Consider the following 26,971-nt stretch of genomic DNA (forward strand, 5'->3'; position numbering starts at 1 on the left):
TATCAGGCGGCGTCGATCTCGCTACCCGGCGGCGGCATGTTGTGGCCAAGCAGGCGCAGCATGTCTGCGGCGCATTCGACCACGTTCGAGCCCGGACCGTAGATGCCCTGCACCCCGGCTTCGCGCAGGAAATCGTAGTCCTGCGGCGGGATCACGCCCCCTGCCACGACCTTGATGTCCGCACGCCCTGCGGCCTTGAGATGGCCGATCATTTCGGGGATCAGCGTCTTGTGCCCGGCGGCGAGCGAAGATGCGCCAACCGCATCGACGTCCTTCTCGAGTGCCAGCGCGGCAGCTTCCTCGGGCGTCTGGAACAGCGGGCCGGAGGTCACCTCGAAGCCCATGTCGCCAAAGGCCGAGGCAATCACGTTGGCACCGCGATCGTGCCCGTCCTGGCCCATCTTGGCGACGAGCATGCGGGGCTTGCGGCCAAGCCGGCGCGTCACCGCCTCGACGCCATCCAGCACCTGCTGGTAGCGCGAATCCCCGGCATAGGCCGAGCCGTAGACGCCCTTCACCGGGGTCGGGAAAGTGCCGTGGCGGCCGAACACGACTTCCATCGCATCCGAAATCTCGCCCAGCGTGGCGCGGTGGCGCGCAGCTTCCACGGCGAGTTCCAGCAGGTTGCCGCCGGTCTTTGCACCTTCGGTCAAGGCATTAAGCGCAGCACGGCACTTCGTTTCGTCACGCGTCTCGCGCACGCGCTTGATGCGGGCGATCTGGGCTTCGCGGACAACATGGTTGTCGACTTCCAGCGTTTCGAGCTTGTCCTCGCTCGCCAGGCGATACTTGTTCACGCCGACGATCACGTCCTCGCCACGGTCGACGCGGGCCTGACGCCCGGCGGCGGCTTCCTCGATCATCGCCTTGGGCCAGCCAGCGGCCACGGCCTTGGCCATGCCGCCATCGGCCTCGACGCGCTCGATGATTTCCCAGGCCTTGTCGACCAGTTCCTGCGTCAGCGCCTCGATGTAGTACGACCCGCCGAGCGGATCGACCACGTTGCACATGCCGGTCTCTTCCTGGATCACGATCTGCGTGTTGCGCGCGATACGGGCGGAAAAGTCGGTCGGCAGCGCGATGGCTTCGTCGAGAGCGTTGGTGTGGAGCGACTGGGTGCCGCCCAGCATCGCGGCCATTGCCTCGATCGTGGTGCGGATGACGTTGTTGTAGGGGTCCTGCTCCTGCAAGCTCACGCCCGAGGTCTGGCAGTGGGTGCGCAGCATCTTGGAGCGCTCGTCCTTGGCGCCCAGCTTGGTCATCACCCGGTGCCACAGCACGCGCGCGGCGCGCAGCTTGGCCACTTCCATGAAGAAGTTCATGCCGATGGCGAAGAAGAACGACAGGCGCCCGGCGAACTTGTCGATGTCCAGCCCCGAGGCGACGCCATACTTCACGTATTCCATGCCGTCGGCGATGGTGAAGGCCAGTTCCTGCACCTGCGTCGCCCCGGCTTCCTGCATGTGGTAGCCGGAAATCGAGATCGAGTTGAACTTGGGCATCTCGCGGCTGGTGTAGCCGAAGATGTCCGAGATGATCCGCATCGAGGGCTCGGGTGGGTAGATGTAGGTGTTGCGGACCATGAACTCCTTGAGGATGTCGTTCTGGATGGTCCCGTCGAGCAGCTTGCGATCGACGCCCTGCTCTTCACCCGCCACGATGAAGAATGCGAGGATCGGAATGACCGCGCCGTTCATCGTCATCGATACCGACATCTGATCGAGCGGAATGCCGTCGAACAGGATCTTCATGTCCTCGACGCTGTCGATGGCAACGCCCGCCTTGCCGACGTCACCCACCACGCGCGGATGGTCGGAGTCATAGCCACGGTGCGTGGCAAGGTCGAAGGCGACCGAGAGGCCCTTCTGACCCGCGGCAAGGTTGCGGCGATAGAAGGCGTTGGATTCCTCGGCGGTGGAAAAGCCGGCGTACTGGCGAATGGTCCAGGGGCGGCCCGCATACATCGAGGCGCGGACGCCGCGCGTGAACGGGGCGAAACCGGGCAGGCCGGGGTCTGCCGTCACATCCTCGGCGGTATAGAGTGGCTTGACCGCGATGCCTTCCGGCGTCTGCCAGGTCAGGTCCTTGCCCTTCACTTCCTTGGCGGCGGCGGCCTGCCAGTCGGCCAGTGTCTTGTCGGTCATTTTGCCATCTCGCACGTCATGCTGAACTTGTTTCAGCATCCATTTTGCCACTCGAACCGCCGTGCCATTCGCACGATGGACCCTGAAACAAGTTCAGGGTGACGGTTCTCTCACCCTCAGTGATGCCCGCCCTTTGGCATCTCCATGATCTCGGTCAGCTGCCCGCCCATGTCCTTGGGGTGCACGAAGAAGATCAGCGTTCCGTGGGCACCGATGCGCGGCTCACCCAGCACGCGCTTGCCCTGCCCCTCGAACCAGGCCTTGGCCTCGTGAATATCGGGCACTTCGTAGCAAAGGTGGTGCTGCCCGCCCAAGGGATTGGCCGCGAGCCACTTGCCCACTGCGCTGTCCGGGCTGGTCGGCTGGATCAGCTCGATCTGCGTCCCCGCCGTGCCGTTCTCGCCCGGCGTATTGACGAAGCACACCCGCACCTGCTGGCTTTCCAGCACGAACGGCTCGGTGATGTCACTTGCGCCCATCACGTCACGATAGAACGCGATGGAAGCGTCGATGTCCGGCGTTGCAACGCCCACGTGGTTGAGGCGGCCCAGTTTCATGTTCAGACCTTCTCGATGACCATGGCGATGCCCTGACCGCCGCCGATGCACATGGTGATGAGGCCATAGCGCCCACCGGTGCGGTGCAGTTCGTACATCGTCTTGATCGTCAGGATCGCGCCGGTCGCACCGATCGGATGGCCGAGCGAGATGCCCGAGCCGTTGACGTTGGTCTTTGCCGGATCGAAGCCCAGTTCCTTGGCCACGCCGCACGCCTGCGCCGCAAAAGCCTCGTTGCTTTCGATCACGTCGATCTGGTCGAGCGTCAGCCCCGCCCGCTGCAATGCCACCGGCACGGCCTTGACCGGGCCAAGGCCCATCACGTTCGGTTCCACGCCCGCATGGCCCCAGCCGAGGATCCTGGCCATCGGCTTCAGCCCATGCTCTTCAACCGCCTTGCCGCTGGCGAGCACGACCGCTGCCGCGCCGTCGTTGATTCCGCTCGCGTTGCCGGCGGTAACCGTGCCGTCCTTCTTGAACACCGGCTTGAGGCCAGCCATCGCCTCGACCGAGGCATCGGCGCGCACGTGCTCATCCGTATCGAACACCGTCACGCCCTTGCGCGTCTTGATCTCGACCGGGACGATCTGCTCCTTGAAGTAGCCCGCTGCGATGGCTGCGGCCGCACGCTTGTGGCTTTCCACCGCCAGCGCGTCCTGCTCCTCGCGGCTGATCGCGCAGCGCTCGGCCACGTTCTCCGCCGTCACGCCCATGTGGATGTTCTCGAACGGATCGTGCAGCGCGCCGAGCATGGCGTCCATCAGCACCTGGTCGCCCATCTTCTGCCCGTTGCGCGCTGTCAGCACCATGTGCGGCGCGTTCGACATGCTTTCAGCGCCGCCGCCGATGGCAATGTCCTGCTCACCAAGGGCAATGCCCTGCGCTGCCGAGACGATTGCCTGCAGGCCCGAACCGCACAAGCGGTTGACGTTCATGGCGGGAGCCTCGATCGGCACGCCCGCGTTTACCGCCGCGACGCGGCTGACATAGGCATCCTTGGGCTGGGTCGGCACGACCGTGCCGATCACCACGTTCTGCACCTTGTCAGGCGTGATCCCGGCGCGGGCAATCGCTTCCTTGATGACAATCGCGCCGGTTTCGGCCGGACGCAGCGAGGCAAGGCCGCCGCCGAACGAGCCGATGGCGGTACGCGCGCCCGAGACGATGTAGATGTCGGTCATGGTCGGTCTTTCCAAAGTCTTGGGACAAGTCAGAGCGGAATGTTGTCGTGCTTCTTCCACGGGTTCTCGAGGGCCTTGTTCTTGAGCTTCCTGAGACCCAGCGCGACGCGGCGACGTGTCGAGTGCGGGTGGATCACCTCGTCGACGAAGCCCTTGCTCGCCGCCACGAACGGGTTGGCGAAGCGGTCCTCGTATTCCTTGGTCTTCACCGCCTGCTCTTCGGCGGAAAGCCCGCGGAAGATGATCTCGACCGCGCCCTTGGCGCCCATCACCGCGATTTCGGCGGTCGGCCAGGCGTAGTTGAGGTCGCCGCGCAGGTGCTTGGAGGCCATCACGTCATAGGCGCCGCCATAGGCCTTGCGGGTGATGACGGTGATCTTCGGCACGGTCGCCTCGGCATAGGCGAAGAGCAGCTTGGCGCCGTGCTTGATGATGCCATTGTGCTCCTGCGCCGTGCCGGGGAGGAAGCCCGGAACGTCGACGAAGGTCACGATCGGAATGTTGAACGCATCGCAGAAGCGCACGAACCGCGCGGCCTTCTTGGAGGAGTTGATGTCGAGCACACCTGCCAGCACCATCGGCTGGTTGGCGACCACGCCCACGGTGCGGCCTTCGACGCGCCCGAAACCGCAGATGATGTTCGCGGCATGCTTGGGCTGGATCTCGAAGAACTCGCCCTCGTCCACTGTCTTGCGGATGACTTCGTGCATGTCATAGGGCTGCGTCGCCGAAGCCGGCACGATGGTATCGAGGCTGGGCTCGAGGCGGTCGTAAGGATCCGAGGTGGGCCGCTCGGGCACGTCCTGGCGGTTCGACAGCGGCAGGTAATCGAAGAAATCGCGCGCCGCCAGCAGCGCCTCGATGTCGTTCTCCAGCGCGAGGTCGGCGACCGAGGTCTTGGTCGTGTGCGTCACCGCGCCGCCCAGTTCCTCTTGGCTGACGACCTCGTTGGTCACGGTCTTGACCACATCCGGGCCGGTGACGAACATGTACGAGCTGTCCTTCACCATGAAGATGAAGTCGGTCATGGCAGGCGAATAGACCGCGCCGCCGGCGCACGGCCCCATGATCAGCGAAAGCTGCGGCACGACGCCCGACGCCAGCACGTTGCGCTGGAACACCTCGGCATAGCCGCCGAGCGAGGCCACGCCTTCCTGGATGCGTGCGCCGCCGGAATCGTTGAGGCCGATCACCGGCGCGCCGACCTTCAGCGCCATGTCCATGATCTTGCAGATCTTCTGTGCGTGCCGCTCCGAAAGCGATCCGCCGAACACCGTGAAGTCCTGGCTGAACACATAGACCAGACGGCCGTTGATCGTGCCCGATCCGGTGACCACGCCATCGCCCGGAATGACGGTGTCGGGCATGCCGAAGTCGACGCAGTTGTGCTCGACATACATGTCCACTTCCTCGAAGCTGCCCTCATCCAGCAGCACTTCGAGGCGTTCGCGTGCGGTCAACTTGCCCTTGGCATGTTGGGCATCAATGCGCTTCTGCCCGCCACCCAGCCGCGCGGCTTCCCGGCGCTTTTCCATTTCGGCGATATTGGCGGACATGCGTGGCATCCCTTCTTCTGACTGGCGGACCGTTTTCTGCTGCGACTCCGGCCTGCTCCTCCTCCCCGAGGCGCCACGCCAGAGCCGCGCCCGCGCCCTGCCGGAACGACACCGGGCGCGGATCGGCGTTCCAACTGCGCCACGCCGCTTGCCAAGTCCAATGTTATTCTGCAAACTTGCGAAGGATCACTTTGCAAAACCGGCTGGAGCTGGGGGACGGGATAAATGGCGCGACGCCGCTTGTTTGCAGGCGAACAACTCAAGGCTCTGCGCGTCACGCGAAAGCTGCGCCAGGGCGAGATGGCATCGCTTCTGGGGATCAGCGCCTCCTATCTCTCGCAGATCGAGAATGACGAGCGTCCCCTGACCCCTGCGCTGACCGACCGGTTGCAGCAGAGCTTTCCGGTCGAATGGCAGGACTTCGCTGCCGACCGGGTCGAGCCGGTGCTTTCCGCCTTGCGCGATGCCACCGCCGATCCGATGCTGGGCCAGATGCTTCCCGGCGATCAGGTGGAGCGCGTTGCAGAGCAATACCCCGCCTTCGCCCAGGCCTTCGCCCAGTTGTGGGACCAGCACCGCCGCTCGGTCCAGCGGCTCGAAGCCATCGACGAGGCGCTGGGATCGGACAGTATCTCCGGCGGCCGCCTGCCGTGGGAAGAAGTGCGCGACTGGTTCCACCACGCCAACAACTACGTCGATACCATCGACCGCGCCGCCGAACGACTGGCGGTGCGACTATCCGGCACCGGGCTGACGCCGACATCGGCGCAAATGGCAAGCTGGCTGGAGAGTCGCGGCATCGCTGTTGAACAGGTCAGCGGCGGGGCAATGCGGCGCTTCGACCCCGAAGCGCCGCCTCACCATAGACCCCAACCAGCCGATCGAATCCGCCCGGTTCCAGATCGCATACCAGCTGGCGGCCGAAGCCCTGCGCGATGAAATCAGCGCCATCGTCGGCGAGGCAACGCTGCAATCGGACGCCGCGCGCCAGCTCCTGACCGTAGGCCTGGGCAATTATGCGGCAGGCGCGCTGATCATGCCCTACGAATGGTTCCGCACCCGCGCCCGTGCGCTGCGGCATGATATCGATCAGCTGCGCCTGACTTTCGGGGCCAGCTTCGAGCAGGTCTGCCATCGCCTGTCGACGCTGCAACGCCCGCAGGCGCGCGGGATTCCGATGTTCTTCTGCCGCGTCGACATGGCCGGCAACATCACCAAGCGCCACTCGGCCACGCGCCTTCAGTTCGCCCGCTTCGGCGGTGCCTGCCCGCTATGGGTGGTGCACGAAGCCGTGGCGATCCCCGATCGCATCCACGTACAGGCCGCAGAAATGCCCGATGGCGTGCGCTATGTCTCGATTGCCAAGGGCCTGGTGAAGCCTTCGGGCAGCTATTATCGCATACCGCGCCGCTACGCCGTGGCCCTGGGCTGCGAGGCGGCGCTGGCCGATGAGTTCATCTATGCCGACGGGATCAATCTTGCACGGCCCGAGGCCGTGACGCGGATCGGCATTTCCTGCCGCATCTGCCCGCGCGACAAGTGCGACCAGCGCGCCTTCCCGCCCAGCGACCGCGCCATCGTGGTCGACCCGCATGCCCGCGATCTGGTGCCTTACGGGATCACGGACATGTGAAGGCCGCCCCGGCTCGATACCGGGGCGGCTGGCGATCAGGCGTTGGGATTGGGCGCGAAAGCGCAGATCTTGTTGCCATCCGGATCGCGCAGGTAGGCGCCATACTGCTTGCCCGGCGAGTTTTCGCGAACGCCCGGCTGACCTTCGCAGGTGCCGCCGTTAGCAAGGCCTGCGGCGTGCCAGGCATCAACCACCGAGGAATCGGCCGCCTTGAAGCCGAGCGTGTAGCCGTTGGAGACGGTGTGCGCTTCGCCGTTGCTTGGCTTCGCCACGATCAGCGAGCCGTTGGGCGAAGGGAACAGCGTGCCGTGCGGCAGTTCCACCGCATTGTGACCGAGAGTCTGCATTACCGCGCTGTAGAACTTGCGCGACTTTTCGATGTCATTGGTGCCAAGGAAAGTGTGGGTAAACAAGGTGGTCTCTCCGTCCAGATTGTTATTGAACCAAACTATCTTGCCGCCTTCCCGCCCTTGCGTCGAGAGCGAAAATGGCGGCGAAATGAAACGTCAGAACGTCGTCGCGCTTTCAAGCGGGGCATCGCTGCGGTGCGCGGCGGCATAAGCCTCGGCAGCCTTCATCACCCGCAGGATGTTACCGCTGGCAAGCTTCCCGAGATCCGCCTTCGACCAGCCGCGCCGGGACAGTTCGGCGAAGAGCACGGGGTAGGTCGAGACGTCTTCCATGCCCTGTACAGTGGCCTCGACGCCATCGAGGTCTCCACCGAGTCCGACGTGGCCGACGCCGATCAATTTTGCAATGTGATCAATATGATCCGCGACGTCCTTGACGCTGCCGCGCGGCATCGGGTTAGCCTTGTCCCATGCCGCGAGCGCCGCCTTCTCGGCGGCGGGATCGCCACGATTGAGCGCCTTGGCGCGCGCCGCTTCGGCGTCCCGCGCAGCGCTCCATTGTCGTGCCGCTTCAACGACATAGGGCGGATAGAAGTTGACCATGACGATGCCGCCAGCAACGCCGATCGCCTTCAGCGTCTCGTCCGAGACATTGCGAGCGTGGTGGTTGATCGCACGGGCGTTGGAGTGGCTTACGATCGGCGGCGGACCGCCCAGCGCCAGCACGTCACGCATGGTCGCCTCGCTGACGTGGGCGAGGTCGACCAGCATGCCAAGCCGTTGCATTTCCTTGACAACTTGTCTTCCGAACGGCGTCAGACCATCGTGCGCGGGGGCGTCGGTGGCGCTATCCGCCCAGGCATTGTTCTTGAAATGCGTGAGCGTCATGTAGCGCGCGCCTAAAGCGTGCATTTGGCGCAGGACGCCCATCGAGCCGCCGATGGAGTGGCCGCCTTCCATGCCGAGGAGCGAGGCTATCTTCTTTGATTTCCACGCTTTTTCAACGCAGGCCGTGTCGATGCAGAACTGCATTTCGGCCGGATGCCGCGCGATCAGGCGCTTCATCACGTCGATCTGTTCGAGCGTGGCCTGCACCGCCTGCGGTTCGGGCAGATCGGCCGAGACATAGACCGACCAGAACTGCGCTCCCACATTTCCGGCGCGCATTCTGGGCAAGTCGGTCATCATCCCGACGCCACGTGTGTCATTGAAATCAAAGCCTTCCAGCACGTCCTTGCGCCGTTCACGGAGTTGTTCGGGGACGTCGTTATGACCGTCCCAGACCAACGGCGAGCCGCTTTCCAACTCTCGCGAACTCTTGCGGGACTCTGCGGCAACTCCCCCGCAACTCCCCCACAACAGGGCCATGCAGACGAGGGGCGAAACGAGGCTTCTGTTTATGCGCATTCCACCCGCTCCGATCCGGTCAGATATCCTGAAGTGGTCCTACGCGCCAGGCTGATCCGCCATCACGTCGTCGCCATCGCGCTCGGGCAGCATCAGGAACAGCACGAGGCTGACCACCGAGCCCATTGCCATGATGATCGACACCGTCAGCAGTTGGTCGTCTCCCAACCAGCCAAACAGGGTGCCCGCCAGCAACGGACTGCCCGCAGCGCCCAGCCGCCCGACGCCCAGCGCGAAACCTGTGCCGGTGGCCCGCGCATAGGCCGGGAAGCCGCGCGCAAAGGCGGCATAGTAGCCACTGATCGCCGCATTGGTGAAGAAACCGGCGATCATCGTCGCCATTTGCCACGCATTGAGCGTATCACGCCCGGTGCCGAACCAGGCCACCAGCATCGCGCCGATCAGCAGCATCAGCGCGGTCGGCCACCTGACCCCCAGCCGCGCCATCACGAAGCCGAAAAGCGCGCTGCCCAGGAACCCGCCGATGTTGGCGTATGTCAGCACCGTGGCCGCCTGCGCCGGAGGATAGCCCGGCGGATAATCGGACACGATCTGCACCCCGAACTTCAGGATGTAATAGAAGGTGATGCAATGGAACGTGTAGCCGAACGCCAAGAGCAGGGTGACCGGGCGCAGTCTGGGGTTGGACAGGATCTGTCTCTTATACACATCTCCGATCACCGGGAGATCGCTGATGGCAGGCTTGCCGAACGCGGCGAGCGTGCGGTTCACGCCCGCCAGATTGCGCTTCGTCGCCAGATAGGCCGCCGTTTCGGGCACCAGCACCAGGATGACCGGGATCAGGACTGCGGTCACCGCCGCGCCGAACAGAAACACAGCGTGCCAGCTGTAGGTGGGTAGCAGCCATTCCGATGCGGCAATTCCGCCGACGATCGCGCCCAACGGATAGCCCGCAACATAAACCGCGATGGCGACAGAGCGCCAACGGCTGTTGGTGCTTTCGGCAACCACCGCGTTGGTTGTGGTGAGCATCCCGCCGATGCCGATGCCGGTAAGGAACCGGTAGGCAACCATCGGCTGAACCGCTGTCGCGATGCTTGCCAGATACATGCCAATCGCCATCAGCACGAGGCAGGCAAGCATGGTAAACTTGCGGCCATACCGGTCTGCCGCCCCACCGAGCAGCACCGAACCGAAGCCCATGCCGAGCAGCTCGGCCGAAAGCACCACGCCCAGCGCCGGGCGGGCAATGCCCCAATCGGCGGTGATACCCGGCGCGGCAAAGGCGCTCGACAGCACGTCAAACCCGTCAAGCGCGTTCAACAGCACCATCAGGACCACCACGATCCACTGGCGGACACCCATGGGCGTCTGCTCGATCACCTCGCGCGGGGTTTGTGACATGCGGCCCGAATCCTCTCCAAGAATGGCTTATTGCTATCTGATATAACTTATTCGTGGATTCTGGAAAGCAGTTCGATGAGTTGCCGCACTTCCTTGTCGGTAAAGCGGCTTTTCACCCAGGCCTCGTGCTCGCCGATGGCCTGCTTGGCCCGGGCCAGCATTTCGACGCCAGCGGGCTCGAGGAACAGCGCCTGCTTGCGCCCGTCCCGTGGCGAGCGATCACGCCGCAGGAAATGCTTGGCCTGAAGGCGGTTGATGATCGCCATGGTCGTGGCGCGGTCCATCCGCAGGCGCTGCGCCAGATCGGTCTGGGCGATGCCGGGGTGATCGTCGACCAGCCAGAGCACCGACACCTGCTTCTGCGTGAGATCGAGATCGGTGAAGGTTTCGGTGAAATGCCTGAGGCACGCGCCGTGGGCGAGACGGATGTGGAAGCCGAGAATATCGTTGATCGCGCCGACGTCATCCTCGTCGGTGTGGCCGACGGGCGCGATGGCGTCGGCGAATTTGTCCTTGATCAATGCCCTGCCCCCAACGATTGCGCTTGTCTAATTGTTAGCATTACATACAATATCGCGAGGAGGATGCCATGGCTCAATTTCCGAACACCCCCAGCTTCACGGGATTCAACACGCCATCGCGGATCGAGGCGGATATCGCCGATCTGGCCCACGAAGGCACGATTCCGCAAGGGTTAAACGGCGCATTCTATCGCGTCCAGCCCGACCCGCAGTTTCCTCCGCGTCTTGCCGACGACATTGCGTTCAATGGCGATGGCATGATCACCCGCTTTCATATCCATGACGGCCAGGTGGACTTCCGCCAACGCTGGGCAAAGACGGACAAATGGAAGCTGGAGAACGCAGCCGGAAAGGCCCTGTTCGGCGCCTATCGCAACCCGCTGACCGATGACGAAGCGGTCAAGGGCGAGATCCGTTCGACCGCCAACACCAACGCCTTCATCTTTGGCGGCAAGCTGTGGGCGATGAAGGAGGACTCCCCTGCCCTCGTAATGGATCCGGCAACGATGGAGACGTTCGGGTTCGAGAAGTTCGGCGGCAAGATGACCGGGCAGACCTTTACCGCGCATCCCAAGGTCGATCCCAGGACCGGCAACATGGTCGCCATCGGCTACGCCGCGAGCGGGCTGTGCACCGACGATGTGACCTACATGGAAGTGAGTCCGACAGGCGAGCTGATCCGCGAGGTGTGGTTCAAGGTGCCCTACTACTGCATGATGCATGACTTCGGCATCACCGAGGATTACCTGGTGCTGCACATCGTGCCTTCGATCGGCAGCTGGGACCGCCTGGAAAAGGGCATGCCGCACTTCGGCTTCGACACGACCAAGCCGGTGCACCTTGGCATCATTCCCCGCCGCGATGACGTGCGTCAGGAAGACATCCGCTGGTTCACACGCGACAACTGCTTTGCCAGCCACGTGCTAAACGCCTGGCAGGAAGGGACGAAGGTCCACTTCGTGACGTGCGAGGCGAAGAACAACATGTTCCCGTTCTTCCCCGACGTCCACGGTGCACCGTTCAACGGCATGGAAGCGATGAGCTACCCGACGGACTGGGTGGTCGACATGGCAAGCAATGGCGAGGACTTTGCCGAGATCGTGAGGCTTTCGGACACGGCGTCGGAGTTCCCGCGCATCGACGATCGCTTTGCGGGACGCAAGACCCGCCACGGCTGGTTCCTCGAGATGGACATGAAACGCCCGGTCGAGCTGCGCGGTGGCAGTGCCGGTGGACTGCTGATGAACTGCCTGTTCCACAAGGATTTCGAAACGGGGCGCGAACAGCACTGGTGGTGCGGCCCGGTATCGAGCCTGCAGGAACCGTGCTTCGTGCCGCGCTCCAAGGATGCTCCCGAAGGCGACGGCTGGATCGTGCAGGTTTGCAACCGGCTGGAAGAGCAGCGCAGCGACCTGCTGATCTTCGACGCGCTGGAGATCGAGAAGGGCCCGGTGGCCACAGTGCACATCCCCATCCGCCTGCGCTTCGGCCTGCATGGCAACTGGGCGAATGCGGATGAGATCGGGCTGGTGGAGAAGGAGATGGCTGCGTGATCCAACCGGGCCTCGAGTTCGTCTATGAGGCTACCGGCGAGCTGGAGCCGCCGGTGGCGATCGGCGAGACCTTTGACGGGACGCGGCGGATCATTCCGATCGTCGGCGGCGGTCGCGTGGAAGGGCCGCTGATCAGGGGCAAGCTGATCGGAAATGCGGCGGACTGGCAGGTGACGCGGCCTGACGGGGTGACCGTGGCCGATGCGATCTATGCGCTCGAGACCGATGACGGGGTGGTGATCCAGATCCGCAATCGCGGGCTGCGGCACGGCCCTCCGGAGGTCATGCAGCGGCTGGCATCAGGGCAGGAAGTCGATCCGGCGGAGTATTATTTCCGCACGGTGCCCGAGTTCATCGCGCCCAAGGGGAAGTATGACTGGATGAACCGGTCGATATTCGTCTGCTCGGGCGCACGCTATCCGCTGGGGATCAAGCTCTGGGTGTGGCGGGTGACGTGACGGTATCTGCGCCCCCGCGCAGGCGGGGGCCTCAGTCGATTTACGGAAGGGCTTCGTAAGAACACCGAGGTCCCCGCCTGCGCGGGGACGCAGTTTAGTCAGGCAGCCCGCGCCAGCAGCCCCGCCTCGTCCCGCTGCGCGCGGCGAGCGATCAGCAGCATCAGCACCGCAATCGGGATCGCCACGGCGTTGATCGAAAGCATCGCAGTGCGCAGTGACCCGGTGGCGTCGGACAGGAGGCCCACGACATAGGGACCGATGCCCATGCCAAGTATCGTCATCACCAGCAGGTAGAGGCTGGCGGTGAGCCCTCTCATGCGCGGCAGGACCTGATCGTACATGATCGCATAGAGTGGCGGCATCCAGCCGGTGAGGATGAAGCTGTAGATCAGGAAGCGGGCATAGAAGCTGCCGGGATCGGCGGCGAAATAGACCCAGAACGACATGACCGGCGAAGCTGCCATCGCGAACAGGGCGACCCATGCGCGACCGGCGCCGGGGAAGCGCTGGTTCAACCAATCGGACAGCGGGCCCCATGCCAGCGGGCCGATGATGCCCATGGCAGCCGAGAGCAGGCCGAACTGCAGCGCGGTTTCCTGCATGGTCAGGCCATAGGTGCGGATCAGGAAGCTGGGGTTGAAGGCCATCATGCCGTAGTTGATCACCGACTGCAGCGTGCCCACGGCAATGCACATCATCACCGTGGGCGAGCGGGAGATGACGCGGAAGGCTTGGGCATCGCCCAGCTTCATACCCTGCATCAGGTTGACGATGACGAAGACGCCGAGGCCGATCACGCTCCACTGCAGGGCGTGGGGATTGAGCGTTATGCTGCCGAGTTGCATCGGCGGCTTGGGGCTGATCGCGTTGCTCAGCAGCGTGAGCGCGTAAGCAGCCACGGCGATGAGGGTGAGCGCCACAAGGTTGCCGCGCACCATGGCGGGGCTGGCGCCCCTGCCCTTCATGCCAATCCAGTGAAAGCCGGGGGTGACCGAGCCGAGCAGCGCGAGGCTCCTGGCGAAGGGATGGGCTTCGGGTGCGGTTTCGATGCCGTCCATCTGCCCGCGCTGCGGCTCCTTCAGCATCCACACGAAAGCGGCAAGGACGAAGCCGGGGGCGGCAGCGACGAGGAAGGCGAATTGCCAGCCCTTGAGCCCGCCCGCCGCATGGCTGGCGTCCCACCATGCCGCGGCGACGCCACCCAGGATGAGCGAGCCGCCCAGGCCGAGAGCGATGGCCGAAGCGATGACGGACATGACGAAGCCGCGGCGGTGCTTGGGCCAGAAGTCATAGAGCAGCGAGGTGCCGGCCGGCGCCGTCGCCGCCTCGCCAATGCCGACGCCGAGGCGCGACAGGGCGAGCATGGCGAAGCTTGAGGCGAACCCGGCAAGGCCGGTTGCGGTAGACCAGAACAGCAGGCTGATGGCCAGCAGGCGAGTGCGCACCCAGCCATCGGCAAGGCGCCCGACGGGAAGCGAGAACAGCGCATAGAACAGCGCGAAGACGGTGCCATAGAGCAGACCCATCTCGGCATCGCCGATGTCCAGGTCCTTCTTGATCGCGGGCGCGAGGATGGCGAGGATCTGGCGGTCGAGCAGGCTCATCGCGTTGGTCAACGCGACGAGGATCAGCGCGTACCATGCGCCGGGGGCGAGGTGCCGGCGGGGTTCGGTGGTCATTGGCTCTCCCGTCGTTCTCATTCGCTACCTTGGAATGCCCACCCCCAGCCCCTCCCGCTTGCGGGAGGGGAGATGAAAGCACTGCCCTTGAAACTCCCCTCCCGCAAGCGGGAGGGGTCAGGGGGTGGGCTTCTTCACTTTACAGCTTGAACCACTTCTCCGCATTCGTCTGGAAGAACTTCTTCTTGGTTTCAGCGCTCATGTCCATCGCATCCATCGCGCGGACTTCGTCGGCGACGTACTGGTAGGGGTAGTCCATCGCATACATCACGCGGTCTTCGCCCATGACCTGCTGGCAGAACTTGATCGCCGGCTCCCACGCCACGCCCGAATTGGTGACGAGGACGTTGGACTGGAGGTATTCGGCGATAGTCTTCTTGAGCGGCTTCATGCGTTCATAGCGCTGCGAACGGACACCGGCCTGGTGCATGTAGTCGAGGCGGTAGAGCCAGTACGGCAGCGCCTCGCCCATATGGCCGACCATGATCTGCAGGCTCGGGTACTTGTCGAAGATGCCGATGGTGATGAGGCGCAGCAGGTGCATGCCGGTTTCAACGCCGAAGCCGAAGATCGCGCCATCGAGCCCGGCTTCGAGCATCGGATCGATCATCGAATCCGGTGACGTGGCGGGGTGGATGTAGAGCGGCTGGTCAACCTCGACGAGGGCGCGGAAGATCGGGTCGAAGAACTCCTCGTCGAGATAGCGGCCTTGCGTGTGGCTGTTGATCTGGATGCCCTTGAAGCCGAGCTCTTTCGCACCCCGATGGATTTCGCGAGCCGACCATTCCGGGTCCTGCGGGGCAACGGTGCCCATGCCGATGTAGCGGTCCGGGTACTTCTCGCAGGCAGCCGCGAGCGTGTCGTTGGCGCGGGCTGCGAGGGTCTTTGCCTCTTCGACATCGAGCAGCGGCTGGACACCGGGCGAGGTCAGCGCGAGGATTGCCTTGTCGATGCCGGTGGCATTCATGTCGGCGATGCGGCGCTCACCCAGATCGAGCAGGCGCTCGAGAATCTGGGTGGCGCGCTCGGACGGCGAGGTGGCATAGAAGCCCCAGAGCGAGACCATGCCCTTGTCGGCGGTGCCATCGCGGATCATGCGCAGGTAGACGTCGATGATCTCGCGCGTGGCGAAGGCTTCTTCGGTAGCGATGCGCAGGTAACCCTGCTCGCCTCCGGTCTTGAGTTCTGTGGTCATGCAGGCTTCCTTCCCGGGAAAGGCAGCCTGCGATCCATCATCTGCGGATGGTGAGCGACAGGCTGCCGATGTGGTTCATGCGATCGGGCACGTTGAAACGATTGACGTACTGGCCCGAATATCCCGCCTCGATGGCGATGCCCCTGGCGATGGGCACGCCCACCCCGGCAAAGCCGCGCAACTGGTCGAACCCGGCGCGCTGGCCCCATGCGGTGGTATCGAGGTTGACGAAGGGTTCGGCCCAGGCGATGGCATTGAGGCCCTTGGCCACCGGCGCATCGAGCCTGACCTGCTGGCGCAGGCGCCAGCCCATGCCGGAGCGACCTTCGAGCCAGCGCTGTTCGAGACGCGTGCGCGAAGTCACCGTAGTCCTGCCGGGACCGCCCACCACGCGAACCAGCGCCTGCTGGAACATGCGGTGCTCGTCGGTCGGCGTGCCGTTCAGCGGTTCGGTGCGGACATAGGCGTAACCCAGGAACAGGGTGTCGCTGGGCGTGATGCGATAGCCGACGGCGGGCCGCAGCAGCACCTGCCCAAGCCGGTCCGCGCCATCGGTGAAGCGCAGTTGCACATCGGTAAAGAGCAGGACTTTCTGCCCGACCTCGATCGTCGAGAACTGGGCCAGCCAGACCTGTTCGTCCTCTTGCGCGGCCATGGCGCAGGGCGCGGACAGGAGGCTGGTGGCAGCCAGCAGGGCGCGCGATGGACGCATGGGAAGCTCCGGGCAACAGGGGGTGACCCTTTCGCGCTAGTATCAGCATGTTGCCCGCAGGTTTCCAGAACACGTCAAAGCCTGCCTTTCAGCCTTCGTGCACGGCCTTGGTGACCATGCAGGCGAGCACGCCTTCGGGGCCGTCTTCCGCGCCGTGGCCCGACCACCTTACGCCCCCGAACGGAGAGTCCGCGCCGCCGATCATGGTGGTGTTGAGACCCAACATGCCGGTCTCGATCTCGCGAGCCAGACGCTTCTGGCGCGAGGCGCTTTCGGTCCAGGCATAGGCGGCGAGGCCATAGGGCAAGCGATTGGCCTCGGTGATCATCGCCTCTTCGCCGCTGAAGGGGTTGATCAAGGCGACCGGGCCGAACGGCTCTTCGTTCATGATGGCCGCGTCGAGCGGGACTTCGGAGAGGACTGTGGGCGCGTAGAAGTAGCCCGCATTGCCGATGCGCTCACCACCGGTGTGGGTGCGGGCGCCGCGCGTGACAGCATCGCCGATCAGGCGGTCCATCGCCTCGGGTCGGCGGGCGTTGGCCATCGGGCCCATCTGGGAGCCGTCCTCAAGGCCGTTGCCGACCTTGATGCGGCCGACGCGCTCGGCAAAGCCGTCGCGGAAGCGTTCGAAGACGTTCTCCTCGACGATGAAGCGTGTGGGGCTGACGCAGACTTGCCCCGCATTGCGGTACTTTGACGCGGCCATCGTATCGAGGGCCTTGTCCACATCGGCATCGCCGAAGATCAGAACCGGGCCATGGCCGCCCAATTCCATTGTCGTGCGCAGCATGTTGTCGGCGGCAAGGCGCATGAGGTGCTTGCCGACAACGGTCGAGCCGGTGAACGACAGCTTGCGGATGACGGGCGAGCCGAGCAGGTGGCGGCTGACTTCATCGGGTACGCCGAACACGGCCTGCGCCACTTCCTTGGGCAGCCCGGCATCGAGCAGGCACTGGAGCACGCCAAGGGCCGAAGCGGGCGTTTCTTCTGCAGCCTTGAGGATGACCGAGCAGCCAGCGGCGATGGGCGCGCCGAGCTTGCGACCTGGATTGCCGAGCGGGAAGTTCCATGGCGCGAAGGCAGCGACAGGGCCGACGGGTTCGTGGGTGATCGTGCTGCGCTGTCCGGCGGGGCGGACCAGCGTGCGGCCATAGATGCGGAAGACTTCGCCGGCGTAGAAATTGAACAGACCGACGTTCATCAGAACTTCGATGCGCGCCTCGGGCAGGGTCTTGCCCTCTTCCATCGTGGCGATGCGGGCGAGGTCCTCCTGCCGCTCCATCATCAGACGCGCCGCGCCCTGGAGCACGGCAGCACGCTGTTGCGGCGTGCTTTCGCGCCAGATGCGGAAGCCCCTGGCGGCAACTTCAAGCGCGCGATCGAGATCGGCGGCTTCGGCCAGCGGCAGCTCGCCGATGGTCTCGCCGGTGGCGGGATTTACGACGGCGTGGGTACGGCGGCCTGCGCCGGAAATGCGCTCGCCATCGATGATCATGTGAAGCGTGGGATAAGTGGTCATTGCCAATCCATGGTTGCCGACGGGGGCCGGGAGGAGATGGCCCCCGCCAGCATTCGTTTAGCCGCGCGCGTTCTCGCGGTCGATGTCACCCTGCCAGCGCTGCGCCACCATTTCCTCACCCGTGACCGGGTGCTTCATGTGGAAGGCGTTGAGCTTGTGCGTGGGCCACAGCCAGTGATCGGTGATCAGCTCGTCCGGGCCGGTCGGGTCTTCCGGATAGGTCACCTTGGGGAACGGCACGTATTCGTGCGGGGTGTTGGCCCAGCCGCTTTCGAAATCGGCGTGCCAGATCGGCATGTAGTTGAGGATGTGCATCCGCCACACGCCGTCCACCTTCTTGTAGGTGTTCTCGTAGATGCCGCCTTCCCACCACTGGCGCGCCTTGAGGTGCGGGGCATCGCCTTCGTAGTCCTTGTGGCGGCCGGCCTGCATCATCGAGCGGGCGCGGCCCAGCGCGGTGACGCCATCGGGCTGGATGTTGATGATGTCCTGCAACTGCGGGTGATCGAGCAGGAAGCCATCGATCGGGCCGTTGTTGCCGTAGGTGAAGCGCTTCTGGAAGCGTTCGACATAGAGGCGGCGAACGCCTTCCTTGCCTTTCCACACGCCGCCGAAGAAGCGCACTTCGCCATCGTCGGTGAACAGGTCGACCGTCTCGTTATACATGCACTTGTCGATCAGGTAGCCGTAGAGATGCTGCAGCTTGCGGATATCAAGCTCATCCTCGCGCACCGTCAGGCGCTTTTCGAGATCGTTCAGGCGGCTTTCGAGCGCGGCAATCTGGCTGTTATCGGACACGTCCAACTCCCTTATATTTTGTAAGTCTTACTAACAATCTGACGAGCTGTGCGAGTCCTGTCAACGCCCCATTGCCTCCAGACGCTCCACTTCCTCGCGATAGGGGCGAATTGCCTTGAACATCAGGAAAGTCGCGAGTGGCATGAGCACGCTGGCGGTGATCAGCAGGGCCTTCCACAACTGGGTGGGATCGCCGATCAGAACGTCCTGCACCTTGCCCACGACGTAGCTGCCCATCGCACCGAAGAAGGTGAACATGAACAGGTAGAAGGCGGTCACTTGTCCGCGCATGTCGTTGGGTGCGACGCGCTGGACCGCGGCGTTCTGCGGCACGGCGCCGGCGATGCCGAACATGCCCGAAAGCCCGAACATGATCAGCGAACCCCAGGCCGTAGGCATCAGGATGGCAGTGATGGTGCAGACGGTGACGCCGGCCGCGCAGCAAGTGGCGGCGCGGACGTTTGCGTCCTTGTAGCGCTTGGCCAGCCATTCGACGAACAGGCCGCCAAGCAGCAGGCCCGACAGCGAGGCGATCAGCACCGTGATGCCGAGTGCTGCACCGATCTGCCCTTCATTCCAGCCAAAGGTGCGGATCATGAAGGGCACGCGCCAGAACTGCAGGCCGAAGGTTTCGACCGCGCTGAGGGCCAGCGCGCCGAACAGCGGATAATAGACGCGCGGCTTGGCATTGATCGCGCGAAAGGCATCCAGCCCCATGAAGGTCAGCACCTTGCGCCCGAACGTGGCATTGACCGGGACCATCGGCGCGTCAGCCGCAGGGGCCATGCGCGGGGGCTCCTTGATCGTCAGGAACAGCAGGCCGACGAGGAGCGAAGGGATACCCATGAATATCAGGATCCACTGCCAGCCGAGGATCGTCAGCGGGCCGAGGTGAGTCGGCCCCCACGGCGCGGTCATCATCACCAGCATGCCGCCGATGAGCGGACCAAGGGTTGTGCCGCCGATGAAGCCGAACTGCAGGAGCGCAAAGGCGCGGGTGAGCTTCCTGGGCGGAAAGGCATCGGCAAGCAGTGAGTAGGACGCGGGCGCATGGGCGGAACCGCCGGCAGCAAGGAATATCCGGCTGCCGACGAACTGGCCGAAGCTTTGAGCAAGACCGCCTGCCGATATGATCACTCCGACAAGCGCGGCACCTGCGCCAAGCACGTACTTGCGCGGATAGATGTCAGCCAGGCGCGCCAGCGGAATGCCGACGAACAGGTAGCAGATGATGCTGGCGGGCCCGGCGAGGAACCCGAGCTGCGAATCAGTGAGGCCGAAATCGTGCTTGATCCGCTCTGCCAGCATGCCGAAAGTGATCGCGTCGAAGAACGTCAGGAACGTCGCCAGGACGATGACGAACAGGGCCCAGTAGGCTGCGCTTGCCGGATGCTCGGCACGTTCATGCTGAACGCCGCCTTCGGGAACTGCCGTGACTGCGACACCTGCCATGTGCTCTCCTCTCTCGCCGTGCCCGCTCTCGGGACGGTCCTTTGCCAGACCTTTTCGAAGCAGCGATATTGTTAGTCTTGCATACAAATTCGCGCTGGTGAATACACAAGGTGAAAAATGATTCCCCGCCACCGAAACGTGGCGGCGGACGACGAGGAATGGAGAGGATCTGATGCAGAATCTGCCGGGCAAGACAGCATTCGTGACGGGCGGCGCCAGCGGCATCGGCCTCGGCATCGCCAAGGCGCTGCTGGGTGCCGGGATGAACGTGACCATCGCCGACATCCGGCAGGATCACCTCGATTCGGCGGTCGAGGAGCTGGCCGGAGGCGAGCGCGTGCTGGCGGTGAAGCTGGACGTGACCAACCGCGAGCAGTTCGCGACCGTAGCCGATTCGGTCGAGGCGAAATTCGGCAAGATCCACATTCTGGTGAACAATGCAGGCGTTGCCGTTGTCGGGCCGACGGAACTGGCGACCTTTGCCGACTGGGACTGGGTCATGGGCGTGAACGTGGGCGGCACGATCAACGGCATCGTCACCATCCTGCCGCGCATCCTTGCCCATGGCGAAGGCGGGCACATCGTCTGCACCGCATCGATGAGCGCGCTGGTGCCGGTGGGGATGACCACGATCTATTCGTCGGGCAAGGCGGCGGTCACCTCGATGATGGAGTGCATGCGCCCGGAACTGGAACCGCGCGGCGTGATCTGCAGCGCCTTCTGCCCGGGCGCGGTGCAATCGAACATCGCCGATGCTGCCAAGACGCGGCCGGCCGATCTGGCCGACACCGGCTATGCCGAGGCCGACAAGCGCCGCGCATCGGGCGGCAACTTCATGCATCTGTACCAGACCAAGGAGCAGGTGGGCGAACGCGTTCTGGAGGGCATCCTCAATGACGAGCTCTATATCCTCACCCACTCCGAGTTCCTGACCGGCGTGGAAGAGCGCGGCCTTGCCACGACGGCAGCGGTGCAGACCCACCTGCCCGAGAACCCGGAATACAAGCAGACTTTCGCCATGCTGTTCCGCAACCCCGCGATCACCGAGGAGATCGCGCGGCAGAACAGGCTGAAGGAAGGGCGCGCCAAGTGAAGGACTTCGCAGGACGCACCGCCTTCGTCACCGGAGGCGCGAACGGCGTGGGCATCGGGCTCGTCCGCCAGCTGCTGAACGAGGGGTGCAAGGTCGCCATTGCCGATATCCGGCAGGATTCGATCGACAAGGCGCTGGCGTCACTCGACAATCGCGAGGTCATGGGCGTGCAGCTGGACGTCGCCAGCCGCGATGGCTTCAAGGCTGCGGCGGACGAGGTCGAGGCGAAGTTCGGGCCGGTTTCGATCCTGTGCAACAATGCCGGGGTGAACCTGTTCCAGCCGATCGAGGAGTCCTCCTACGACGACTGGGACTGGCTGCTGGGCGTCAACCTCCACGGCGTGATCAACGGGGTGATGACCTTTGTGCCGCGCATGGTGGAGCGCGTGAAGGCGGGCGAGCAGAAGGGCGGTCACGTGGTGAACACCGCCTCGATGGCGGCATTTCTCGCGGCGGGCAGCCCCGGCATCTACAACACCACCAAGTTCGCGGTGCGCGGGCTTTCGGAATCGCTGCACTATTCGCTGCTGAAGTATCAGATCGGCGTCTCGGTGCTGTGTCCGGGCCTGGTGAAGAGCTACATCTATGCCAGCGACGACGTGCGGCCCGAGGCGCTGAAGGGCGCGATGAAGCCGGTCGATCCTAGTGCGGTGGAGCGGCTGCAGGGCCTGCACGAATTCGGCATGGAGCCCGACGTGATCGGTGCCCGCGTGATCGAGGCGATGAAGGCCAACCGCCTGCACATCTTCTCGCACCCCGACCACAACGAAGAAGTGCGCGAGATATTCGACGAGATCATCGCCGAGTATCAGGACTATCCGAAGGACCCCGGATATGACCGGCGGGTGGCCTTCGAGAAGTTCCGCGCCGACAGCTTTGCCGAAGCGCGGCGGCAGTCAAGGGCTGCGGATTTCTGAGCGCAAACGAATAGGGCGGAGCCGCGAGGCCCCGCCCTTTCTCGTTGAACCAGGCGTGCCGCTTCAGGCGACGTCGCGCAGGGCCTCGACGAACTTGTCGATATTGCCGGTGGTCAGGCCGGCAATGTTGATGCGGCCCGAACCTGCCATGTAGACGCCGTGCTTCTCGCGGATGGCGAGGATCTGTTCGCCGTTCAGCGGCAGCATCGAGAACAGGCCGTTCTGCACGCCCAGCGGCGCCATGCTGATCGGACCGACCTGCTGCGCGGCGGCGAGGCGATCACGCACCCAGCGCATGCGATCGCGCATCTCGTCAAGCTCGGCCAGCCACATCGCGGTCAGGCTTTCGTCGGCGAGGATCAGGCGAACCGCAGCGGCACCGTGATCGGGCGGCATCGACCACGAAGCGCGGGCGATCGTCGCACCGTTGGCCATGGCATTGGCGAGCGCGGTAGCGTCAGACGTGACGGCATAGAACGCGCCGACGCGATCGCGGTAGAGACCGAAGTTCTTGTCGCATGAGTAGGCGACCAGCGCTTCGGGAACGACCGAGAGAACCTCGCGCAGGCCATAGGCGTCGGCCTCCATGCCATAGCCCAGGCCCTGGTAGGCAAGGTCAAGGATCGGCAGAACCTTGCGCTCGACCAGCAGCGGGGCGATCTCGTCCCACTGCGCGTCGGTGTAGTCGACGCCGGTCGGGTTGTGGCAGCAGCCGTGAAGGAGGACGGCATCGCCCGGCTCAGCCTGGGCGAGCGCAGCCTTGAGCGCGTCGAGATCGGCAAAGCCATCGGCAGTCATGTGGCTGAAGGTCTTCAGCTCGACACCCACAGCCGCGATGATCTGGGCGTGGTTGGGCCACGAGGGCGTGCCCATCCATACGCGCTTGACGCCCGAACGCTTGGCCACCTCTATGGCAAGGCGCACGGCACCCGTGCCGCCCGGAGCCTGCATCCCTTCAACCTTCGAACGGTCGAAGTCCTTGCCGAAGACGTAGGGGATCAGCGCGTGGACAAAGCCCATGTCGCCTTCAGGGCCGAGGTAGGCCTTGGAATCCTGCGTTTCGAGCAACCTGGCCTCGGCGGCCTTGATCGCCTTGAACACCGGCGTGTCGCCCTCGGCCGTGCGGTAGACGCCCACGCCGAGGTCAATCTTGTCAGCGCGCGGATCGGCATTGTGGAGCTTGATCAGCGCCAGAAGTGCGTCGGCGGGCTGGGCGGCAAGATTTTCGAGCATGAGGCCTTCCTTTGCGGGGAGCAAATTGCGGCGGCTCCATGCCGCCGGAAGGCCTCGGGGGCAACCCTACATTTCAATTATAAGGTATGCGGGAGACAATTTGCAGCGATATTGCGTGAAACCGTCAGAACGGGAACCAGTTCTGCTTGCGCGAGAACTTCATGTAGCCGCCGTTGATGCCAAGGCGCAGTCCTGCCCCCGAGCGGACGGGAATCAGCACGGTGTCGCCCTTGCGCAGATAGCTGACGTGGAAACCGCCAACGAGGTAGGCTTGGCCCTCGCCCGCGGGGAAGCGCTTGTACAGCTCCTCGCTGTCGAACAGATTGTAGACCAGAACGAAGGTGCTGGCAGCATTGGCGCCCGCGTCGAAGCCGATCGACGGGCCGGTCCAGTAGACCGGGCGCTCACCCTCGACCTTGTGGTGCAGCGTGCCCGAGCCGTAGCGCAAGCCGACAACCAGCGCACCACCGGCTTCGCGGCCGACGATGTAGGCGTTGGGTTCGCCCTGCTTCTTGAGCAGGTCCTTGATCACGTCGGCCAGGCCAGCAGCGCCCTTGCCGAACACGCCTTCGGCGGCGCCGATCAGGTCATCGTCCTTGTAGGTCGATCCGGTTGCTGCCTGAGGTGATGCGGCGACTGTGCCCTGCGGCGTGGCAGGTGCAGGAGGCTGATAGGGCTGCGTCGACGGCGGCGGGGCATCGGCCGGGAGCGCCGGAAGCGAACCCGCTTCCGCACCGGCGGGCACTGCTGCGGGCGTTGGCGTCGAGGCCGGTGCATTGGACTGGGGTGCAAGGTCACCGTCGATCACGGAATTGGGATCAACTGTCTGGACCTGCGCCAAAGCGGCGTTGGCGGTGAGCGCAAGGCAAGCGGCAAGGCCGGTTACCAAGGTGCGCGCTTTCGACATCGTAATCATGAATTCCCGTCCGTCCCGATCTTCGCACGCATTTGCGCACCCCTGCCCTTCAAGCAGAATCCAAGGCTGGGCCCACGACAATGAACCGGCGATGAGCCGAGTCCAAAACGCGCCGAACCGCCTGCGCGGCATGATTTTCGATTTGGCCGGATTTTTGCCCGACAGCCCCTTGCCGCCCCCCACAACCCTCGTTATAGCGCGCCCTCGCCGCTGCGATCCGGAGACGTGGGTGAGTGGCTGAAACCAACGGTTTGCTAAACCGTCGTACTGGTAAATCCGGTACCGAGGGTTCGAATCCCTCCGTCTCCGCCATTATGCGTAAATGCCGCAAGCCCCTCCAGACCGTGATGAACACCCGGACCGGGCGGCCTTGCTGAGCGGCTTGGTGATCAACGCGGGATGGCATCCGGCACGGTCCTGGGCGATACCACCAGCATGACTGGTGGACCGACTCATGACTGATACTCTGATCCTGCATGGTTTCTGGCGCTCTACGGCGACGTGGCGGGTACGCATCGCGCTTGGGCTGAAGGGGCTGGAATGGCAGGGCGTTGCGCATGATTTGCGGGCGGGCGATCAGCAGGCGCCAGCCTACCTCGCGCTCAACCCGCAAGGGTTCGTGCCCGCGCTGGTGAGCGATGGCGCGGTCCTGACCCAGAGCCTTGCCATCTGCGAATATCTGGACGAGTTGCATCCCCATCCCCCGCTCCTGCCGTCAACGCCTCTCGAGCGCGCCCGGGTACGCGCCGCCGCGCAAGTCATCGCCTGCGACATCCACCCGGTCCAGAACCTGAAGGTGCTCAAGATGTTGCGTCGGCGTGGCATGACGGAAAGCGAGACCAATGCCTGGGCAGCGGAGGTCATCGAAAGCGGCCTCAGTGCCTTTGCCACTCTCATCGCGGACTTCACAGGCCCCTACTGCTTTGGCGATCAGCTTACGCTGGCCGACGTGGTGCTGGTTCCGCAACTGGGCAATGCACGCCGCTTTGGCGCAAGGTTCGACTTCGGAAGGATCGCAGCGATCGAAGGGGAATGCATGAAGCTTGCCGCATTCGCGTCTGCGGCGCCGGAACGGCAGCCTGATGCGCCGTCGTGACGCAGCGGCATGGCGCGGTCGACGGCGTAGCGGAAACCGTATCGCCGCATCGCAAAGTCGGTTACAGCCGCGGCAAGCCCTGAAATCGAAAACGGCGGGCAGAGCGAAGAGGAGTGCGGGCCAAGGGTGAGCGACAACGATCTCGTTGCGGCCATGTACGGCGCGGTCGGCGAGGATGCTCGCTGGACTGAAGTCCTCGACGCGATCAAAGTGCGCCTTGGCGTAGCAAGCGCGGTGTTTCAGCGGCTGGTGACGGACGGGGACGATCTGGTGCCGGTCACAAGCCTGCGTGACACCTGGTCCACCCAGGAAGCCGAAACCCATGACGCATGGGCGAATTCACCGCTCAACCCGCGGTTTCGCCGCGATACCGAACCGCGCGGACAGGACGAGATCGAAAGCGACTTGCGCTGCATTGCCCTGACGGCAAGCGACCGGGAGGCGCTCAGGCGCGGTCTTGCAGGCTGCGGCCTCGGCGCCGGTTTCTGGCTCGGCTGCAAGACCGTGCCGGGCGAACACACGACGCTGATCTTTCATCGCCACGCCGGCGACGGGCGCGACATGACCGAGGAGGACCTGCGCTTCCTCAACCTGCTGCTGCCGCATTTTCGGCAGGTCTCGCGATTGGTGACCAGCATGGCAGGATACGAGGCGCGTCTTTCGGTCGCCGAGGCCTTCATGGATTCGACCAGCCTGGCGCTGCTCGCCTGTGACGCCGATCTGGGAATCCACTGGATGAACGCTGCTGCCGAGGCGCTTATCGATGCCTTGCCGCAGGTCAGGCAAATAGGCGGCCGATTGCAGTTTGGCGCAAGCGAAGCCGCCGGGGTTGTCCGCGCCGCGATCGCAGGGACGCTGGGTGATACCTGCCGCGTGCCCGGTGAGCAGCCGGCCGAAGTCCTTCATTTGCGCGTGCTGCGCCGCGATGCGGCAGACAAGCGCAAGTGGGGGCGAAAACTGGCCTTGCTGGCGCTGTGCTCGCCCGGCACGGCTCCCCGGATCGATGCGTCCGAAGTGGCCAGCCTGTTCGGACTGACAATGGCCGAGGCCACGTTGACCGCGCACCTCGTCGGGGGGATGACGGTCAAGGACTACGCGGCGCATCGCGGCATTGCCGAGGGTACGGCGCGCATGCAACTCAAGAGCGCGCTGGCCAAGGCGGGCGTCGGAAGACAGGCCGACCTGGTGCGGCAGGTGTGCCAGTCCCTCGCCAGGCTGTAGAGGCCGGAGCGGGCCATCCGCTCCGGCACCCGGGCGTTAGAAGGTGACGTTGAGCTTGACTCCGTACTCGCGCGGCGCACCGTAGAACTCGTTCGAGTTCAGTTGGCCGGTGATATAGTCCTTGTTCGTCAGGTTCGTGCCCCAGGCCTCGAGCTTCAGCCTGTCGTTGATCCTGAGAGTGACGATCGCCGAAAGCAGGCCGCGCGGGTTGAGGCGATCCGAAAGCGGTGAATAGCCGATGTAGGTGAACTGCTCCCCGACGTAGGCATAGTTCACCCGCGGCGTCAGCGACATTTCCCCGCCAAGCGGGATCTCGTATTCGACGCCGCCGCCCCATGTCCAGCGCGGCGCATAGAGGTTAGTGCCTGATTCAGAAGTTTCTCAATTCCAGCAATATCTTGCGGTTCGGCGCGTG

At 64.3% G+C, this 26,971-nt stretch carries 23 protein-coding genes, 1 tRNA gene and 1 pseudogene; 8 read left to right on the forward strand and 17 right to left on the reverse strand.

Translation table 11 applies throughout. The features are described 5' to 3' along the window. Nucleotides 1-2 precede the first annotated feature (2 nt). The 4 genes from scpA to AX703_RS03640 form a co-directional block, all read right to left on the reverse strand. Complete coding sequence (gene scpA, locus AX703_RS03625; protein ID WP_062342687.1) at nt 3-2,144, reverse strand: methylmalonyl-CoA mutase; 2,142 nt, start codon at nt 2,142-2,144, stop codon at nt 3-5. 116 nt (nt 2,145-2,260) lie between these two features. Further along, complete coding sequence (gene mce, locus AX703_RS03630; RefSeq protein WP_062342689.1) at nt 2,261-2,701, reverse strand: methylmalonyl-CoA epimerase; 441 nt, start codon at nt 2,699-2,701, stop codon at nt 2,261-2,263. A gap of 2 nt (nt 2,702-2,703) precedes the next feature. Next, nucleotides 2,704-3,882, reverse strand: coding sequence for an acetyl-CoA C-acyltransferase family protein (locus tag AX703_RS03635; protein ID WP_062342691.1), 1,179 nt, complete (start codon nt 3,880-3,882; stop codon nt 2,704-2,706). 29 nt (nt 3,883-3,911) lie between these two features. Further along, a complete protein-coding gene (locus tag AX703_RS03640; RefSeq protein ID WP_062342692.1) occupies nt 3,912-5,438 on the reverse strand; it encodes an acyl-CoA carboxylase subunit beta in 1,527 nt (508 codons plus the stop codon). A gap of 225 nt (nt 5,439-5,663) precedes the next feature. Here AX703_RS03640 and AX703_RS28185 point away from each other — a divergent pair. Continuing rightward, nucleotides 5,664-7,071, forward strand: a pseudogene (locus AX703_RS28185) (short-chain fatty acyl-CoA regulator family protein). 35 nt (nt 7,072-7,106) lie between these two features. On the opposite strand, the gene AX703_RS03650 reads toward AX703_RS28185, so the two are convergent. The 4 genes from AX703_RS03650 to AX703_RS03665 form a co-directional block, all read right to left on the reverse strand. Then, nucleotides 7,107-7,484 carry a VOC family protein gene (locus AX703_RS03650; protein ID WP_039331812.1) on the reverse strand — a complete coding sequence of 126 codons (378 nt, stop codon included), beginning with the start codon at nt 7,482-7,484 and terminating at the stop codon, nt 7,107-7,109. A gap of 93 nt (nt 7,485-7,577) precedes the next feature. Continuing rightward, complete coding sequence (locus tag AX703_RS03655; RefSeq protein WP_082734377.1) at nt 7,578-8,828, reverse strand: dipeptidase; 1,251 nt, start codon at nt 8,826-8,828, stop codon at nt 7,578-7,580. Nucleotides 8,829-8,867: 39 nt separating this feature from the next. After that, on the reverse strand, nt 8,868-10,193 hold the full coding sequence (locus AX703_RS03660) for an MFS transporter (RefSeq protein WP_197423601.1): 1,326 nt from the start codon (nt 10,191-10,193) through the stop codon (nt 8,868-8,870). A gap of 47 nt (nt 10,194-10,240) precedes the next feature. Next, nucleotides 10,241-10,714, reverse strand: a complete 474-nt coding sequence (locus tag AX703_RS03665; RefSeq protein WP_039331808.1) for a MarR family winged helix-turn-helix transcriptional regulator — start codon at nt 10,712-10,714, stop codon at nt 10,241-10,243. A gap of 68 nt (nt 10,715-10,782) precedes the next feature. Between AX703_RS03665 and AX703_RS03670 the strand changes: the two genes are divergently transcribed. Beyond that, nucleotides 10,783-12,267, forward strand: coding sequence for a carotenoid oxygenase family protein (locus AX703_RS03670; RefSeq protein WP_062342694.1), 1,485 nt, complete (start codon nt 10,783-10,785; stop codon nt 12,265-12,267). Continuing rightward, complete coding sequence (locus AX703_RS03675) at nt 12,264-12,725, forward strand: DUF3237 domain-containing protein (protein ID WP_039331805.1); 462 nt, start codon at nt 12,264-12,266, stop codon at nt 12,723-12,725. The genes AX703_RS03670 and AX703_RS03675 overlap by 4 nt, the downstream gene beginning before the upstream one ends. A 98-nt stretch (nt 12,726-12,823) precedes the next feature. Here AX703_RS03675 and AX703_RS03680 read toward each other — a convergent pair whose 3' ends face one another. The 6 genes from AX703_RS03680 to AX703_RS03705 all read right to left on the reverse strand — a co-directional run bounded on the left by AX703_RS03680 (nt 12,824) and on the right by AX703_RS03705 (nt 20,080). Next, entirely contained in the window at nt 12,824-14,404 is a 1,581-nt protein-coding gene (locus AX703_RS03680) for an MFS transporter (protein WP_062342695.1), read from the reverse strand. Nucleotides 14,405-14,543: 139 nt separating this feature from the next. Next, nucleotides 14,544-15,599 carry an amidohydrolase family protein gene (locus AX703_RS03685; RefSeq protein WP_062342700.1) on the reverse strand — a complete coding sequence of 352 codons (1,056 nt, stop codon included), beginning with the start codon at nt 15,597-15,599 and terminating at the stop codon, nt 14,544-14,546. 37 nt (nt 15,600-15,636) lie between these two features. Beyond that, nucleotides 15,637-16,311 carry a DUF2490 domain-containing protein gene (locus AX703_RS03690; protein WP_062342702.1) on the reverse strand — a complete coding sequence of 225 codons (675 nt, stop codon included), beginning with the start codon at nt 16,309-16,311 and terminating at the stop codon, nt 15,637-15,639. Between the two features lie 88 nt (nt 16,312-16,399). Next, complete coding sequence (locus AX703_RS03695) at nt 16,400-17,830, reverse strand: NAD-dependent succinate-semialdehyde dehydrogenase (RefSeq protein ID WP_062342704.1); 1,431 nt, start codon at nt 17,828-17,830, stop codon at nt 16,400-16,402. 57 nt (nt 17,831-17,887) lie between these two features. After that, nucleotides 17,888-18,628, reverse strand: coding sequence for a nuclear transport factor 2 family protein (locus tag AX703_RS03700; protein WP_039331973.1), 741 nt, complete (start codon nt 18,626-18,628; stop codon nt 17,888-17,890). Nucleotides 18,629-18,688: 60 nt separating this feature from the next. After that, nucleotides 18,689-20,080: an MFS transporter gene (locus AX703_RS03705; protein ID WP_062342706.1), complete on the reverse strand. Its 1,392-nt coding sequence runs from the start codon at nt 20,078-20,080 to the stop codon at nt 18,689-18,691. 172 nt (nt 20,081-20,252) lie between these two features. On the opposite strand from AX703_RS03705, the gene AX703_RS03710 reads away from it, so the two are divergent. Then, nucleotides 20,253-21,173 carry an SDR family NAD(P)-dependent oxidoreductase gene (locus tag AX703_RS03710; protein ID WP_062342708.1) on the forward strand — a complete coding sequence of 307 codons (921 nt, stop codon included), beginning with the start codon at nt 20,253-20,255 and terminating at the stop codon, nt 21,171-21,173. Continuing rightward, nucleotides 21,170-22,090, forward strand: coding sequence for an SDR family NAD(P)-dependent oxidoreductase (locus tag AX703_RS03715; protein WP_062342711.1), 921 nt, complete (start codon nt 21,170-21,172; stop codon nt 22,088-22,090). The genes AX703_RS03710 and AX703_RS03715 overlap by 4 nt, the downstream gene beginning before the upstream one ends. Nucleotides 22,091-22,153: 63 nt before the next feature. Here the strand turns inward: AX703_RS03715 and AX703_RS03720 are convergent, their stop codons facing one another. Both AX703_RS03720 and AX703_RS03725 read right to left on the reverse strand, forming a co-directional pair. Further along, a complete protein-coding gene (locus tag AX703_RS03720) occupies nt 22,154-23,323 on the reverse strand; it encodes an amino acid aminotransferase (protein WP_062342713.1) in 1,170 nt (389 codons plus the stop codon). A gap of 124 nt (nt 23,324-23,447) precedes the next feature. Beyond that, nucleotides 23,448-24,239 (reverse strand): DUF1134 domain-containing protein, encoded by a 792-nt coding sequence (locus tag AX703_RS03725; RefSeq protein ID WP_062342730.1) that lies wholly within the window; start codon nt 24,237-24,239, stop codon nt 23,448-23,450. A 219-nt stretch (nt 24,240-24,458) separates the two neighbouring features. Between AX703_RS03725 and AX703_RS03730 the strand changes: the two genes are divergently transcribed. The 3 genes from AX703_RS03730 (at nt 24,459) to AX703_RS03740 (ending at nt 26,556) form a co-directional block, all read left to right on the forward strand. After that, nucleotides 24,459-24,551: transfer RNA gene (locus AX703_RS03730), tRNA-Ser, on the forward strand. A gap of 142 nt (nt 24,552-24,693) precedes the next feature. Then, nucleotides 24,694-25,335, forward strand: coding sequence for a maleylacetoacetate isomerase (gene maiA, locus AX703_RS03735; RefSeq protein WP_197423602.1), 642 nt, complete (start codon nt 24,694-24,696; stop codon nt 25,333-25,335). 126 nt (nt 25,336-25,461) lie between these two features. Then, entirely contained in the window at nt 25,462-26,556 is a 1,095-nt protein-coding gene (locus AX703_RS03740; protein WP_156451902.1) for a helix-turn-helix transcriptional regulator, read from the forward strand. Between the two features lie 36 nt (nt 26,557-26,592). Here AX703_RS03740 and AX703_RS03745 read toward each other — a convergent pair whose 3' ends face one another. Next, nucleotides 26,593-26,850: a TonB-dependent receptor gene (locus tag AX703_RS03745; protein ID WP_062342716.1), complete on the reverse strand. Its 258-nt coding sequence runs from the start codon at nt 26,848-26,850 to the stop codon at nt 26,593-26,595. Between the last annotated feature and the right edge of the window lie 121 nt (nt 26,851-26,971).

It is taken from the genome of Novosphingobium sp. CCH12-A3, assembly GCF_001556015.1.
GTDB lineage: Bacteria > Pseudomonadota > Alphaproteobacteria > Sphingomonadales > Sphingomonadaceae > Novosphingobium > Novosphingobium subterraneum.

Coding starts and splice junctions, on each gene's coding strand:
- AX703_RS03695 (WP_062342704.1), bottom strand. CDS start 17,830: ATGACCACTTATCCCACGCTTCACATGATCATCGATGGCGAGCGCATT.
- AX703_RS03680 (WP_062342695.1), bottom strand. CDS start 14,404: ATGACCACCGAACCCCGCCGGCACCTCGCCCCCGGCGCATGGTACGCG.
- AX703_RS03720 (WP_062342713.1), bottom strand. CDS start 23,323: ATGCTCGAAAATCTTGCCGCCCAGCCCGCCGACGCACTTCTGGCGCTG.
- AX703_RS03670 (WP_062342694.1), top strand. CDS start 10,783: ATGGCTCAATTTCCGAACACCCCCAGCTTCACGGGATTCAACACGCCA.
- scpA (WP_062342687.1), bottom strand. CDS start 2,144: ATGACCGACAAGACACTGGCCGACTGGCAGGCCGCCGCCGCCAAGGAA.
- AX703_RS03705 (WP_062342706.1), bottom strand. CDS start 20,080: ATGGCAGGTGTCGCAGTCACGGCAGTTCCCGAAGGCGGCGTTCAGCAT.
- AX703_RS03685 (WP_062342700.1), bottom strand. CDS start 15,599: ATGACCACAGAACTCAAGACCGGAGGCGAGCAGGGTTACCTGCGCATC.
- AX703_RS03745 (WP_062342716.1), bottom strand. CDS start 26,850: ATGTCGCTGACGCCGCGGGTGAACTATGCCTACGTCGGGGAGCAGTTC.
- AX703_RS03640 (WP_062342692.1), bottom strand. CDS start 5,438: ATGTCCGCCAATATCGCCGAAATGGAAAAGCGCCGGGAAGCCGCGCGG.
- maiA (WP_197423602.1), top strand. CDS start 24,694: ATGACTGATACTCTGATCCTGCATGGTTTCTGGCGCTCTACGGCGACG.
- AX703_RS03660 (WP_197423601.1), bottom strand. CDS start 10,193: ATGTCACAAACCCCGCGCGAGGTGATCGAGCAGACGCCCATGGGTGTC.
- AX703_RS03655 (WP_082734377.1), bottom strand. CDS start 8,828: ATGCGCATAAACAGAAGCCTCGTTTCGCCCCTCGTCTGCATGGCCCTG.
- mce (WP_062342689.1), bottom strand. CDS start 2,701: ATGAAACTGGGCCGCCTCAACCACGTGGGCGTTGCAACGCCGGACATC.
- AX703_RS03690 (WP_062342702.1), bottom strand. CDS start 16,311: ATGCGTCCATCGCGCGCCCTGCTGGCTGCCACCAGCCTCCTGTCCGCG.
- AX703_RS03725 (WP_062342730.1), bottom strand. CDS start 24,239: ATGATTACGATGTCGAAAGCGCGCACCTTGGTAACCGGCCTTGCCGCT.
- AX703_RS03635 (WP_062342691.1), bottom strand. CDS start 3,882: ATGACCGACATCTACATCGTCTCGGGCGCGCGTACCGCCATCGGCTCG.
- AX703_RS03710 (WP_062342708.1), top strand. CDS start 20,253: ATGCAGAATCTGCCGGGCAAGACAGCATTCGTGACGGGCGGCGCCAGC.